At 65.8% G+C, this 13,299-nt stretch carries 9 protein-coding genes; all 9 read left to right on the top strand.

The window, feature by feature from the left end:
• Positions 1–70: 70 nt before the first annotated feature.
• The 9 genes from secE (at position 71) to ACFV6H_RS23655 (ending at position 13,228) form a co-directional block, all read left to right on the top strand.
• The gene (gene secE, locus ACFV6H_RS23695) at positions 71–355 is read left to right on the top strand and encodes a preprotein translocase subunit SecE (protein WP_066942727.1); all 285 of its coding nucleotides are present in this window, start codon (positions 71–73) and stop codon (positions 353–355) included.
• Between the two features lie 72 nt (positions 356–427).
• Complete coding sequence (gene nusG, locus ACFV6H_RS23690) at positions 428–1,333, top strand: transcription termination/antitermination protein NusG (protein ID WP_385545359.1); 906 nt, start codon at positions 428–430, stop codon at positions 1,331–1,333.
• A 184-nt stretch (positions 1,334–1,517) separates the two neighbouring features.
• The gene (gene rplK / locus ACFV6H_RS23685; protein WP_023539372.1) at positions 1,518–1,952 is read left to right on the top strand and encodes a 50S ribosomal protein L11; all 435 of its coding nucleotides are present in this window, start codon (positions 1,518–1,520) and stop codon (positions 1,950–1,952) included.
• Positions 1,953–2,035: 83 nt separating this feature from the next.
• Positions 2,036–2,758, top strand: a complete 723-nt coding sequence (rplA, locus tag ACFV6H_RS23680) for a 50S ribosomal protein L1 (RefSeq protein ID WP_093601406.1) — start codon at positions 2,036–2,038, stop codon at positions 2,756–2,758.
• Between the two features lie 198 nt (positions 2,759–2,956).
• A complete protein-coding gene (locus ACFV6H_RS23675; RefSeq protein WP_385545354.1) occupies positions 2,957–3,835 on the top strand; it encodes a DUF6612 family protein in 879 nt (292 codons plus the stop codon).
• Positions 3,836–4,098: 263 nt separating this feature from the next.
• Positions 4,099–4,659 (top strand): 50S ribosomal protein L10, encoded by a 561-nt coding sequence (gene rplJ, locus ACFV6H_RS23670; RefSeq protein WP_066942718.1) that lies wholly within the window; start codon positions 4,099–4,101, stop codon positions 4,657–4,659.
• An 84-nt stretch (positions 4,660–4,743) separates the two neighbouring features.
• Positions 4,744–5,127 (top strand): 50S ribosomal protein L7/L12, encoded by a 384-nt coding sequence (rplL, locus tag ACFV6H_RS23665; protein WP_093601410.1) that lies wholly within the window; start codon positions 4,744–4,746, stop codon positions 5,125–5,127.
• A gap of 588 nt (positions 5,128–5,715) precedes the next feature.
• Positions 5,716–9,198, top strand: coding sequence for a DNA-directed RNA polymerase subunit beta (gene rpoB, locus ACFV6H_RS23660; protein WP_093601413.1), 3,483 nt, complete (start codon positions 5,716–5,718; stop codon positions 9,196–9,198).
• 127 nt (positions 9,199–9,325) lie between these two features.
• On the top strand, positions 9,326–13,228 hold the full coding sequence (locus tag ACFV6H_RS23655) for a DNA-directed RNA polymerase subunit beta' (protein ID WP_384786948.1): 3,903 nt from the start codon (positions 9,326–9,328) through the stop codon (positions 13,226–13,228).
• The last annotated feature ends 71 nt before the right edge of the window (positions 13,229–13,299 follow it).

Below are 13,299 nucleotides of genomic sequence, written 5' to 3'. Positions count from 1 at the left end.
ACATTCAATGCACCGCCGTGCGGCTCCCCCGGGCGCGGCACGGCCACGACCGGGAATCAGGTGAGAGAGCGTGACGGACGCCGTGGGCTCCATCGACAAGCCTGATGCCGACGATGAGTCCGCTGAGTCGAAGAAGCCCCGTAAGGGTGGCAAGCGCGGCAAGAAGGGTCCTCTGGGCCGTCTCGCGCTCTTCTACCGTCAGATCGTCGCCGAGCTGCGCAAGGTCGTCTGGCCGACTCGCAATCAGCTGACGACGTACACCACAGTGGTGATTGTCTTCGTTGTCATCATGATCGGTCTGGTGACCGTGATTGACTACGGCTTCCAGAATGCGATCAAGTACGTCTTCGGCTGATCCCGCGAAGGGCGCCCGGCGCGGCGCTCCTTTCGCGTGTTCCACCCATTGAGCCAGGAAGAAGCAGCCACCGTGTCTGACCCGAAACTGAACGACGCCAGCGAGTCGGAGGAGTCCCGAGAGGACGAAACCGGCATCGTCGAGGCGGCGGACGCTGTCGAGCCAGACCAGGCCGAAGCCGCTGATATCGCCGTCGGCGAGCCGGCCGAAGAGGCTGCCCTCCACATCGAGGACGACAAGGACGACGAGACCAAGGCGGACGACGACTCCGCCGAGGACGCGCACGACGAGTCCGGTGACGACGAGGGCGACGCGGGTGACGAGGAAGACGCTGCGGGCGAGGCCCCGGCCAACGTCCCCGCCGACCCGATCGCCGCGCTCCGCGAGGAGCTCCGCGGTCTGCCGGGCGAGTGGTACGTCATCCATACCTACGCGGGCTACGAGAAGCGCGTGAAGGCCAACCTGGAGCAGCGTGCCGTCTCGCTGAACGTCGAGGACTTCATCTACCAGGCCGAGGTCCCCGAGGAAGAGATCGTCCAGATCAAGAACGGCGAGCGCAAGAACGTCCGCCAGAACAAGCTCCCGGGCTATGTCCTGGTGCGGATGGATCTGACGAACGAGTCCTGGGGCGTCGTCCGCAACACTCCGGGCGTCACCGGCTTCGTGGGCAACGCCTACGACCCGTATCCGCTGACGCTGGACGAGATCGTCAAGATGCTCGCGCCGGAGGCCGAGGAGAAGGCCGCCCGTGAGGCCGCCGAGGCCGAGGGCAAGCCGGTTCCGGCCCGCAAGGTCGAGGTCCAGGTGCTGGACTTCGAGGTCGGCGACTCGGTCACCGTCACCGACGGCCCGTTCGCCACGCTCCAGGCGACCATCAACGAGATCAACGCCGACTCGAAGAAGGTCAAGGGCCTGGTCGAGATCTTCGGCCGGGAGACCCCGGTCGAGCTGAGCTTCGACCAGATCCAGAAGAACTGAGCGAGACGCTCCGGAACGGACGCTCCGGAACAACAGCTTCCGACCAGGTCAGACAGGCTCCCACAGATGTCTGACCTGTCGGTTTTTGGCCGCGCACCTATACCCGTTATCGTTGTGCGGTATGCCTCCATCCGGATGACCGGACGGTCGGCCGAAAACTCTCACTAGGACCCGGAGAGAGCACATGCCTCCCAAGAAGAAGAAGGTCACGGGGCTTATCAAGCTCCAGATCAGTGCCGGTGCGGCCAACCCGGCTCCGCCGGTCGGCCCCGCACTGGGCCAGCACGGCGTCAACATCATGGAGTTCTGCAAGGCCTACAACGCTGCGACCGAGTCGCAGCGTGGCATGGTCGTGCCGGTGGAGATCACGGTCTACGAGGACCGCTCCTTCACCTTCATCACCAAGACTCCGCCGGCCGCCAAGCTGATCCTCAAGGCCGCTGGTGTGGACAAGGGCTCCGGCGAGCCGCACGTCAAGAAGGTCGCGAAGCTCACCCGCGACCAGGTGCGTGACATCGCCACGACCAAGATGCCCGACCTGAACGCCAACGACCTGGACGCCGCCGAGAAGATCATCGCCGGCACCGCCCGTTCCATGGGCATCACGGTCGAGGGCTGATCCAGCCGGGCAAGTCCCAGTGGCAGGGCCATGCGCGGCCCGGACCACGAACTCCACATCTGTACGAACCACCAGGAGAAGAAGTGAAGCGCAGCAAGGCTCTTCGCAGCGCGGACGCCAAGATCGACCGGGAGCGCAGCTACGCCCCGCTCGAGGCCGTCCGTCTCGCCAAGGACACCACCACCAGCAAGTTCGACGGCACCGTCGAGGTGGCCATGCGTCTGGGCGTCGACCCGCGCAAGGCCGACCAGATGGTCCGTGGCACCGTGAACCTTCCGCACGGCACCGGCAAGACCGCCCGGGTCCTGGTCTTCGCGACCGGTGACCGTGCCGAGGCCGCGCGTGCCGCGGGCGCCGACATCGTCGGCGCCGACGAACTGATCGACGAGGTCTCGAAGGGCCGGCTGGACTTCGACGCCGTCGTCGCCACTCCGGACCTCATGGGAAAGGTCGGCCGTCTGGGCCGTGTCCTCGGCCCGCGTGGTCTGATGCCGAACCCGAAGACCGGCACGGTCACTCCGGATGTCACCAAGGCCGTCAACGACATCAAGGGCGGCAAGATCGAGTTCCGTGTCGACAAGCACTCGAACCTGCACTTCATCATCGGCAAGGTCTCCTTCGACGAGACGAAGCTGGTGGAGAACTACGCCGCGGCGCTGGATGAGATCCTCCGTCTGAAGCCGTCCGCCGCGAAGGGCCGCTACATCAGGAAGGCGACCCTGACGACGACGATGGGCCCCGGCATCCCGCTGGACGCCAACCGCACCCGCAACCTCCTCGTGGAGGAGGACCCGGCTTCCGTCTGAGCAGTGACGGCAGCCGCGGGCCACGCGTACGGCACGTAGCGCATGTACGAAGGGCCGGTCCCCGCACCTCTCCGGAGGCGCGGGGACCGGCCTCTTTGCTCGGCGGGTTCAGCGGGTTTATTCAGCGGGCGCTGTCAGAGGCGGACGGTAGAGTTTGCCGAGCCTGGAAGATCTTTTATCCATTCGTGGGGGGAATCCATGAAGACGACTTATCGGAACATCGCGGCGACCGCGCTCGCGGGCGCGCTGCTCTGTGGCACGGCTGCCTGCTCGGCGGAGAGCGGCAAGCCCGCCGCGGAGAGCAAGACCGACGGCGGCGAGGCCCCGGCGAAGACCGTGGAGATGTCCCCGGTCGCCGCCGTGCAGAAGGCCGCCGCCAACAACGAGAAGTTCACCTCGATCAGCTACACGATGAAGGGCAGCGTTCCCGGCGAGGGCACCATCGAGGGCGAGGCCTCGATGAGCATGAAGCCGATAGCCGTCCAGATGAAGATGCGCGGCGAGGTGGAGGGCGAGCAGCAGGAGTTCGAGATCCGGATCACCTCCGACGGCATGTATATGAACGGCGGCAAGGAAGCCGCGGCGGAGATGGACGGCAAGAGCTGGATCAAGTTCCCCATGGAGGCTCTCTCCAAGGGCGGGGAGAACCCGCTGGGCGGTCTCTCCAGCCAGGTGGACAAGAACCCGGCCGCGGAGTCCGGCACGCTCACCGCCGCCAAGGACCTGAAGAAGGTCGGCGAGGAGACCGTCGACGGCGTCAGCACGACGCACTACACCGGCACGCTCACCTTGGAGCAGATGACCGCCGCGCTGGGGAACGACGCGAAGGCCAAGGAGAAGAGCGAGAAGACTCTCAAGACCTACAAGGACATGGGCGTCGACAAGCTGACGATGGACATGTGGATCGACGGCGAGGACCACACCAAGCAGTTCCGCACCCGCGGCGAGTCCAAGAAGGGCCCGCTCGACATGACGATCACCTTCGTGGACTTCAACAAGCCCGTGACGATCAAGGCCCCGCCGGCCTCCGAGACCGTCGACCTCGCGGAGATGATGGCGGGCGCCCAGGCCGGCTGACGGCCGTGCGCCCCGATTTGCCTGGCACGTCGCCCTTCACGTACTGTTCCTGAGAAGCCAAAGACCGCTGGTCGTTGCCGTGTGCTCGTAAGAGGGCGCGGCGGCCGAAGGATCCGCTAGCTGCGGACGACCTGCGCAGGTGACTGTGGACAGCTCCCGGATTCCATTCGGTCGAGCTACGCCCCGTGCGCCTGCGCCGGGGCGTTTCGTTTTGCCCAGCCCCTTCTGAGCGGTCCTCATCACCCGGAAGGAGGCCGACGCTCATGGCAAGGCCCGACAAGGCTGCCGCGGTGGCCGAGCTGACGGACAAGTTCCGCAGCTCGAACGCCGCCGTGCTGACCGAGTACCGGGGTCTCACCGTGGCGCAGCTCAAGGAGCTGCGCCGTTCTCTCGGTGGGAACGCCCAGTACGCCGTGGTGAAGAACACGCTGACCAAGATCGCGGCCAACGAGGCCGGGATCAACACGCTGGACGACCTGTTCTCGGGTCCGACGGCGGTTGCCTTCGTCACCGGTGACCCGGTGGAGTCGGCGAAGGGTCTTCGTGACTTCGCCAAGGACAACCCGAATCTCATCATCAAGGGCGGCGTCCTCGATGGTAAGGCGCTCAGCGCCGATGAGATCAAGAAGCTCGCGGACCTCGAGTCCCGCGAGGTTCTGCTCTCCAAGCTGGCAGGTGCCATGAAGGGCAAGCAGTCGCAGGCTGCCTCGCTCTTCCAGGCCCTTCCGTCGAAGTTCGTCCGCACGGCGGAAGCGCTTCGCGTCAAGAGGGAAGAGCAGGGCGGTGCCGGTACGCCGGCTCCCGTCGAGGCCGAGTCCGAGTAATCACGCTCGCTCGGTCACAGCGGGCCGGTACGCCCGCGGAACTGTACATACGGCACCAGCCGAATTAGTGGAAGGACCGCCATCATGGCGAAGCTCAGCCAGGAAGACCTGCTCGCGCAGTTCGAGGAGATGACCCTCATCGAGCTCTCCGAGTTCGTGAAGGCGTTCGAGGAGAAGTTCGACGTCACCGCCGCCGCCGCGGTCGCCGCCCCGGTCGCCGGTGTCCCCGGTGCCCCGGCCGAGGCCGTCGAGGAGCAGGACGAGTTCGACGTCATCCTCACCGGTGCGGGCGAAAAGAAGATCCAGGTCATCAAGGTCGTGCGTGAGCTGACCTCCCTGGGTCTGAAGGAGGCCAAGGACCTCGTGGACGGCGCTCCGAAGGCCGTTCTGGAGAAGGTCGCCAAGGAGGCCGCCGAGAAGGCCGCCGAGTCCCTCAAGGGCGCCGGCGCCTCCGTCGAGGTCAAGTGACCCCATACGAGTCCGCCACCGCCCGCCCCCAGGGCGTACGGAGGCAGTCTCGGCGCCCCTGAGGCGCGATGTTGACGCGCAGGGCGATCACCCAGTCGGGTGGTCGCCCTTCCGCGTTCCCGTGGGGGCTGCCTTGCTCTTCCGTTCGCGACGAGTATCGTGATCATCGCCGTGCTTCCGTACGCCCAGTCACGCTCCGCAGGGGGTGGGGGGCCTTGACGAACCGCACGCAGCGCGCAATTCTCAGGAACGCGTCGGCACAGTCGGCACAATCGATCCGGATCCGAGGCATGGATCGACGGCGAAGAGGGCAGTATCGATGTGCGCCTACGGCGCGAAGGCTTGCCGCAGTTGAGACAAGGGTGTTGAGAACAACGAGGGTGTCGGAAAACCCGCTCTGGACATCAGTGTGCCAAGTGGCTACACTGACCCTTTGCGCTGCCTGTTAGCTGCTCCCTGCCCGTCACCAGGGGCACCCCCTCGTATGAGCATCGGTGGTTGAAGGCCCTGAAGTGGGCTTTCTCTCTCCGTGCCCAGCTTGGGACCGGTACGCGCGTAGTGAGTCCGAGCCCTCGGAAGGACCCCCTCTTGGCCGCCTCGCGCAACGCCTCGACCGCGAATACGAACAACGGCGCCAGCACCGCCCCGCTGCGCATCTCCTTTGCAAAGATCAAGGAGCCCCTCGAGGTTCCGAACCTCCTTGCGCTGCAGACCGAGAGCTTTGACTGGCTGCTCGGCAATGCCGCTTGGAAGGCTCGTGTCGAGGCGGCTCTCGAGAACGGGCAGGACGTCCCCAGGAAGTCCGGTCTGGAGGAGATCTTCGAGGAGATCTCTCCGATCGAGGACTTCTCCGGGTCGATGTCGCTGACCTTCCGCGACCACCGCTTCGAGCCCTCCAAGAACTCGATCGACGAGTGCAAGGAGCGCGACTTCACGTTCGCCGCCCCGCTCTTCGTCACGGCCGAGTTCACCAACAACGAGACCGGCGAGATCAAGTCCCAGACGGTCTTCATGGGCGACTTCCCGCTCATGACCAACAAGGGCACCTTCGTCATCAACGGCACCGAGCGTGTCGTGGTGTCCCAGCTCGTCCGCTCGCCGGGTGTCTACTTCGACTCCTCGATCGACAAGACGTCCGACAAGGACATCTACTCCGCCAAGATCATCCCGTCCCGGGGTGCCTGGCTGGAGATGGAGATCGACAAGCGCGACATGGTCGGTGTCCGTATCGACCGCAAGCGCAAGCAGTCCGTGACCGTCCTTCTCAAGGCTCTCGGCTGGACGACCGAGCAGATCCTGGAGGAGTTCGGCGAGTACGAGTCCATGCGCGCCACCCTGGAGAAGGACCACACCCAGGGCCAGGACGACGCGCTGCTCGACATCTACCGCAAGCTGCGCCCGGGCGAGCCCCCGACGCGTGAGGCCGCTCAGACGCTGCTGGAGAACCTCTACTTCAACCCCAAGCGGTACGACCTCGCCAAGGTCGGCCGGTACAAGGTGAACAAGAAGCTCGGCGCCGACGAGCCGCTGGACGCCGGCGTGCTCACCACCGACGATGTCATCGCGACCATCAAGTACCTGGTCAAGCTGCACGCCGGCGAGACCGAGACGGTCGGCGAGAACGGCACCACGATCGTCGTCGAGACCGACGACATCGACCACTTCGGCAACCGCCGTCTGCGCAATGTCGGCGAGCTCATCCAGAACCAGGTCCGTACGGGTCTGGCGAGGATGGAGCGCGTCGTGCGTGAGCGCATGACGACCCAGGACGTCGAGGCGATCACGCCGCAGACGCTGATCAACATCCGGCCGGTCGTCGCCTCCATCAAGGAGTTCTTCGGCACCAGCCAGCTCTCGCAGTTCATGGACCAGAACAACCCGCTGTCGGGCCTCACCCACAAGCGCCGTCTGTCGGCTCTTGGTCCGGGTGGTCTCTCCCGTGAGCGGGCCGGCTTCGAGGTCCGTGACGTGCACCCGTCGCACTACGGCCGCATGTGCCCGATCGAGACGCCCGAAGGCCCGAACATCGGTCTGATCGGCTCGCTCGCCTCGTACGGCCGGGTCAACGCGTTCGGTTTTGTCGAGACTCCGTACCGCAAGGTCACCGACGGCCAGGTCACCGACGAGGTCGACTATCTGACCGCCGACGAGGAGGACAGGTTCGTCATCGCCCAGGCGAACGCGCTCCTCTCCGACGATCTCCGCTTCACCGAGCCCCGCGTTCTGGTCCGCCGCCGTGGCGGTGAGGTCGACTACGTGCCCGGCACGGACGTCGACTACATGGATGTCTCGCCGCGCCAGATGGTGTCGGTCGCGACCGCCATGATCCCGTTCCTGGAGCACGACGACGCCAACCGTGCCCTCATGGGCGCGAACATGATGCGTCAGGCCGTGCCTCTGATCACCTCCGAGGCGCCGCTCGTCGGCACCGGCATGGAGTACCGCTGCGCCGTCGACGCCGGTGATGTGATCAAGGCGGAGAAGGCGGGTGTGGTCCAGGAGGTCTCCGCGGACTACATCACCGTCGCCAATGACGACGGCACGTACACCACGTACCGCATCGCCAAGTTCTCCCGCTCCAACCAGGGCACCTCGGTCAACCAGAAGGTCGTCGTCAACGAGGGCGACCGGGTTGTCGAGAACCAGGTGCTGGCGGACGGTCCGGCCACTCAGCTCGGCGAGATGGCGCTCGGCAAGAACCTCCTCGTGGCGTTCATGCCGTGGGAGGGCCACAACTACGAAGACGCGATCATCCTCAGCCAGCGGCTGGTCCAGGACGACGTCCTCTCCTCGATCCACATCGAGGAGCACGAGGTCGACGCCCGTGACACCAAGCTCGGCCCCGAGGAGATCACCCGGGACATCCCGAATGTCTCCGAGGAGGTCCTCGCGGACCTCGACGAGCGCGGCATCATCCGTATCGGTGCCGAGGTCGTCGCCGGAGACATCCTGGTCGGCAAGGTCACGCCCAAGGGCGAGACGGAGCTGACCCCGGAGGAGCGTCTGCTCCGCGCGATCTTCGGCGAGAAGGCCCGTGAGGTCCGTGACACCTCGCTGAAGGTGCCGCACGGCGAGACCGGCAAGGTCATCGGCGTACGGGTCTTCGACCGCGAGGAGGGCGACGAGCTGCCGCCGGGCGTGAACCAGCTCGTCCGCGTGTACGTCGCGCAGAAGCGCAAGATCACCGACGGTGACAAGCTCGCCGGACGCCATGGCAACAAGGGCGTCATCTCGAAGATCCTGCCGATCGAGGACATGCCGTTCCTGGAGGACGGCACTCCGGTCGACATCATCCTCAACCCGCTGGGCGTCCCGTCCCGGATGAACCCGGGACAGGTCCTGGAGATCCATCTCGGCTGGCTCGCCAGCCAGGGCTGGAAGGTCGAGGGCAGCGACGAGTGGATGGAGCGGCTCAAGGCCATCGGCGCCGACGAGGTCGCCCCCGGCACCAATGTCGCCACCCCGGTCTTCGACGGCGCGCGCGAGGACGAGATCTCCGGTCTCTTCGAGGCCACGATCCCCAACCGCGACGGCAACCGGATGGTGCAGCCGTCCGGCAAGGCGCATCTGTTCGACGGCCGCTCCGGTGAGCCGTTCCCGGACCCGATCTCGATCGGGTACATGTACATCCTCAAGCTCCACCACCTGGTCGACGACAAGCTGCACGCGCGTTCGACCGGCCCGTACTCGATGATCACCCAGCAGCCGCTGGGTGGTAAGGCCCAGTTCGGCGGTCAGCGCTTCGGTGAGATGGAGGTGTGGGCGCTGGAGGCTTATGGCGCCGCGTACGCCCTCCAGGAGCTGCTGACGATCAAGTCCGACGACGTGACCGGCCGCGTGAAGGTCTACGAGGCCATCGTCAAGGGCGAGAACATCCCCGAGCCCGGCATTCCCGAGTCCTTCAAGGTGCTCATCAAGGAAATGCAGTCGCTCTGCCTCAATGTGGAGGTGCTGTCCTCGGACGGTATGTCCATCGAGATGCGCGACACGGACGAGGACGTCTTCCGCGCGGCGGAGGAGCTCGGTATCGACCTGTCCCGGCGCGAGCCGAGCAGCGTCGAAGAGGTCTGACGGGTTGGCCGGCCGGATCCCGTATCCGGCCGGCTCTCCCCGGACCCGTTCAGACCATTGCTGAAGTGCCCCATATTTCTCGCTGACGCGAGGGGGCTCGAACCCCCGAAAGAGGGATTGACGACAAGTGCTCGACGTCAACTTCTTCGACGAGCTGCGGATCGGCCTCGCCACCGCGGACGACATCCGGACCTGGTCCCACGGCGAAGTGAAGAAGCCGGAGACCATCAACTACCGCACGCTCAAGCCCGAGAAGGACGGACTCTTCTGCGAGAAGATCTTCGGCCCCACCCGGGACTGGGAGTGCTACTGCGGCAAGTACAAGCGTGTCCGCTTCAAGGGCATCATCTGTGAGCGCTGTGGCGTGGAGGTCACGCGCGCCAAGGTGCGCCGTGAGCGGATGGGCCACATTGAGCTGGCCGCGCCCGTCACCCACATCTGGTACTTCAAGGGCGTCCCGTCGCGCCTCGGATATCTGCTCGACCTCGCGCCGAAGGACCTGGAAAAGGTCATCTACTTCGCCGCGTACATGATCACGTTCGTGGACGAGGAGCGCCGTACGCGCGATCTGCCCTCGCTGGAGGCGCATGTCTCCGTCGAGCGCCAGCAGGTCGAGAACCGCCGCGACGCCGACCTCGAAGCCCGCGCCAAGAAGCTTGAGACCGACCTGGCCGAGCTGGAGGCCGAGGGCGCCAAGGCCGATGTGCGCCGCAAGGTGCGCGAGGGCGCTGAGCGTGAGATGAAGCAGCTCCGTGACCGCGCCCAGCGCGAGATCGACCGTCTCGACGAGGTGTGGAACCGCTTCAAGAACCTCAAGGTCCAGGACCTGGAGGGCGACGAGCTGCTCTACCGCGAGCTGCGTGACCGCTTCGGCACGTACTTCGACGGTTCGATGGGCGCCGCCGCGCTCCAGAAGCGGCTTGAGTCCTTCGATCTGGACGAGGAGGCCGAGCGTCTCCGCGAGATCATCCGTACCGGCAAGGGCCAGAAGAAGACCCGTGCGCTCAAGCGCCTCAAGGTCGTCTCCGCGTTCCTCCAGACCAGCAACAGCCCCAAGGGCATGGTGCTGGACTGCGTCCCGGTGATCCCGCCGGACCTGCGTCCGATGGTGCAGCTCGACGGTGGCCGCTTCGCGACCTCCGACCTGAACGACCTGTACCGCCGTGTGATCAACCGGAACAACCGCCTCAAGCGTCTCCTTGACCTCGGTGCTCCCGAGATCATCGTGAACAACGAGAAGCGGATGCTCCAGGAGGCCGTCGACGCGCTGTTCGACAACGGCCGCCGCGGCCGTCCGGTGACCGGTCCCGGCAACCGCCCGCTGAAGTCCCTGAGCGACATGCTCAAGGGCAAGCAGGGCCGTTTCCGTCAGAACCTGCTCGGCAAGCGTGTCGACTACTCGGCCCGTTCCGTGATCGTCGTCGGCCCGCAGCTCAAGCTGCACCAGTGCGGTCTGCCGAAGGCCATGGCGCTGGAGCTCTTCAAGCCGTTCGTGATGAAGCGCCTGGTGGATCTGAACCACGCGCAGAACATCAAGTCGGCCAAGCGCATGGTCGAGCGCGGCCGTACGGTCGTGTACGACGTGCTCGAAGAGGTCATCGCCGAGCACCCGGTGCTGCTGAACCGTGCGCCGACCCTGCACCGTCTCGGTATCCAGGCCTTCGAGCCGCAGCTCGTCGAGGGCAAGGCCATCCAGATCCACCCGCTCGTCTGCACCGCGTTCAACGCGGACTTCGACGGTGACCAGATGGCCGTCCACCTGCCGCTCTCCGCGGAGGCGCAGGCCGAGGCCCGCATCCTGATGCTGTCCTCGAACAACATCCTCAAGCCGGCCGACGGCCGTCCGGTCACCATGCCGACCCAGGACATGGTGCTCGGTCTCTTCTTCCTCACCACGGACGAGGAGGAGCGCGAGGTCAAGGGCGTGGGCCGGTCCTTCGGCTCCAGCGCCGAGGCGACCATGGCGTTCGACAACCGGGAGCTGTCGCTCCAGGCGAAGGTCGACATCCGCTTCCCGGTGGGCACCATCCCGCCGCGCGGCTGGACGCCGCCGGCGGTCGAGGACGGTGAGGTCCAGGAGTACCAGCAGGGCGACACCTTCCGGCTGCGTACGACGCTGGGCCGCGCGCTCTTCAACGAGCTGCTGCCCGAGGACTACCCGTTCGTCGACTACTCGGTGGGCAAGAAGCAGCTCTCCGAGATCGTCAACGATCTGGCCGAGCGCTACCCCAAGGTCATCGTGGCGGCGACGCTCGACAACCTGAAGGCGGCGGGCTTCTACTGGGCGACCCGTTCCGGTGTCACCGTGGCCATCTCCGACGTGGTCGTGCCCGAGGCGAAGAAGGCGATCGTCCAGGGCTACGAGGCACAGGACGAGAAGGTCCAGAAGCAGTACGAGCGCGGTCTGATCACCAAGCAGGAGCGCACGCAGGAACTGATCACGATCTGGACCAAGGCGACCAACGAGGTCGCCGAGGCGATGAACGCGAACTTCCCGAAGACCAACCCCATCTTCATGATGGTGAACTCGGGCGCGCGTGGAAACATGATGCAGATGCGTCAGATCGCCGGTATGCGTGGTCTGGTGTCGAACGCCAAGAACGAGACGATTCCGCGTCCCATCAAGGCGTCCTTCCGTGAGGGCCTGTCCGTGCTGGAGTACTTCATCTCCACGCACGGTGCCCGTAAGGGTCTGGCCGACACCGCGCTGCGTACCGCCGACTCGGGTTATCTGACCCGTCGTCTGGTGGATGTCTCGCAGGACGTGATCATCCGCGAGGAGGACTGCGGCACCGACCGCGGCCTCAAGCTGAAGATCGCGGTCAAGGGCGCCGACGGTGTGCTCCACAAGACGGAGGACGTCGAGACCTCCGTGTACGCGCGGATGCTCGCCGAGGACGTCGTCATCGACGGCAAGGTCATCGCGCCGGCCAATGTCGACCTGGGCGATGTCCTGATCGACGCGCTGGTGAACGCCGGAGTCGAGGAGGTCAAGACCCGCTCGGTCCTGACCTGTGAGTCCGCGGTCGGCACCTGTGCCTTCTGCTACGGACGCTCGCTGGCCACCGGCAAGCTGGTCGACATCGGTGAGGCGGTCGGCATCATCGCCGCCCAGTCCATCGGTGAGCCCGGTACCCAGCTCACGATGCGTACCTTCCACACCGGTGGTGTGGCCGGTGACGACATCACCCAGGGTCTGCCCCGAGTCGTCGAGCTCTTCGAGGCCCGTACGCCCAAGGGTGTCGCCCCGATCTCGGAGGCGGCAGGCCGCGTCCGTATCGAGGAGACGGAGAAGACCAAGAAGCTGGTCGTCACCCCGGACGACGGCAGCGACGAGACGGCGTTCCCGATCTCGAAGCGCGCCCGGCTGCTGGTGGAGGAGGGCGACCACGTCGAGGTGGGCCAGAAGCTCACCGTGGGTGCCACCAACCCGCACGACGTGCTGCGGATCCTCGGTCAGCGCGCGGTCCAGGTCCACCTGGTCGGCGAGGTCCAGAAGGTCTACAACTCGCAGGGTGTGTCGATCCACGACAAGCACATCGAGATCATCATCCGGCAGATGCTGCGCCGTGTGACGATCATCGAGTCCGGCGACGCGGAGCTGCTGCCCGGCGAGCTGGTGGAGCGGTCGAAGTTCGAGACCGAGAACCGCCGTGTAGTCACGGAAGGCGGCCACCCGGCCTCCGGCCGTCCGCAGCTCATGGGTATCACCAAGGCCTCGCTGGCCACCGAGTCGTGGCTGTCGGCGGCGTCCTTCCAGGAGACGACCAGGGTCCTCACCGACGCGGCGATCAACGCCAAGTCGGACTCCCTGATCGGCCTCAAGGAGAACGTCATCATCGGTAAGCTCATCCCGGCCGGTACGGGTCTGTCCCGTTACCGCAACATCCGGGTCGAGCCGACCGAGGAGGCCAAGGCCGCGATGTACTCGGCCGTCGGTTACGACGACATCGACTACTCGCCGTTCGGCACCGGCTCCGGCCAGGCCGTCCCGCTGGAGGACTACGACTACGGTCCGTACAACCAGTAATCCGTACGATCGGTAATCCGTACATCGCTGAGGCGTGAGCGGACCGGAGGGCGGCCATCCGTACGGGTGGC

This window comes from Streptomyces sp. NPDC059743 (assembly GCF_042732975.1).
Taxonomy (GTDB): Bacteria; Actinomycetota; Actinomycetes; order Streptomycetales; family Streptomycetaceae; genus Streptomyces.
The sequence above is the reverse complement of the archived record's forward strand: the minus strand, read 5'-3'. Positions and strand labels throughout refer to the sequence as shown.

Coding starts and splice junctions, on each gene's coding strand:
- rplL (WP_093601410.1), top strand. CDS start 4,744: ATGGCGAAGCTCAGCCAGGAAGACCTGCTCGCGCAGTTCGAGGAGATG.
- rplJ (WP_066942718.1), top strand. CDS start 4,099: ATGGCAAGGCCCGACAAGGCTGCCGCGGTGGCCGAGCTGACGGACAAG.
- rplK (WP_023539372.1), top strand. CDS start 1,518: ATGCCTCCCAAGAAGAAGAAGGTCACGGGGCTTATCAAGCTCCAGATC.
- ACFV6H_RS23675 (WP_385545354.1), top strand. CDS start 2,957: ATGAAGACGACTTATCGGAACATCGCGGCGACCGCGCTCGCGGGCGCG.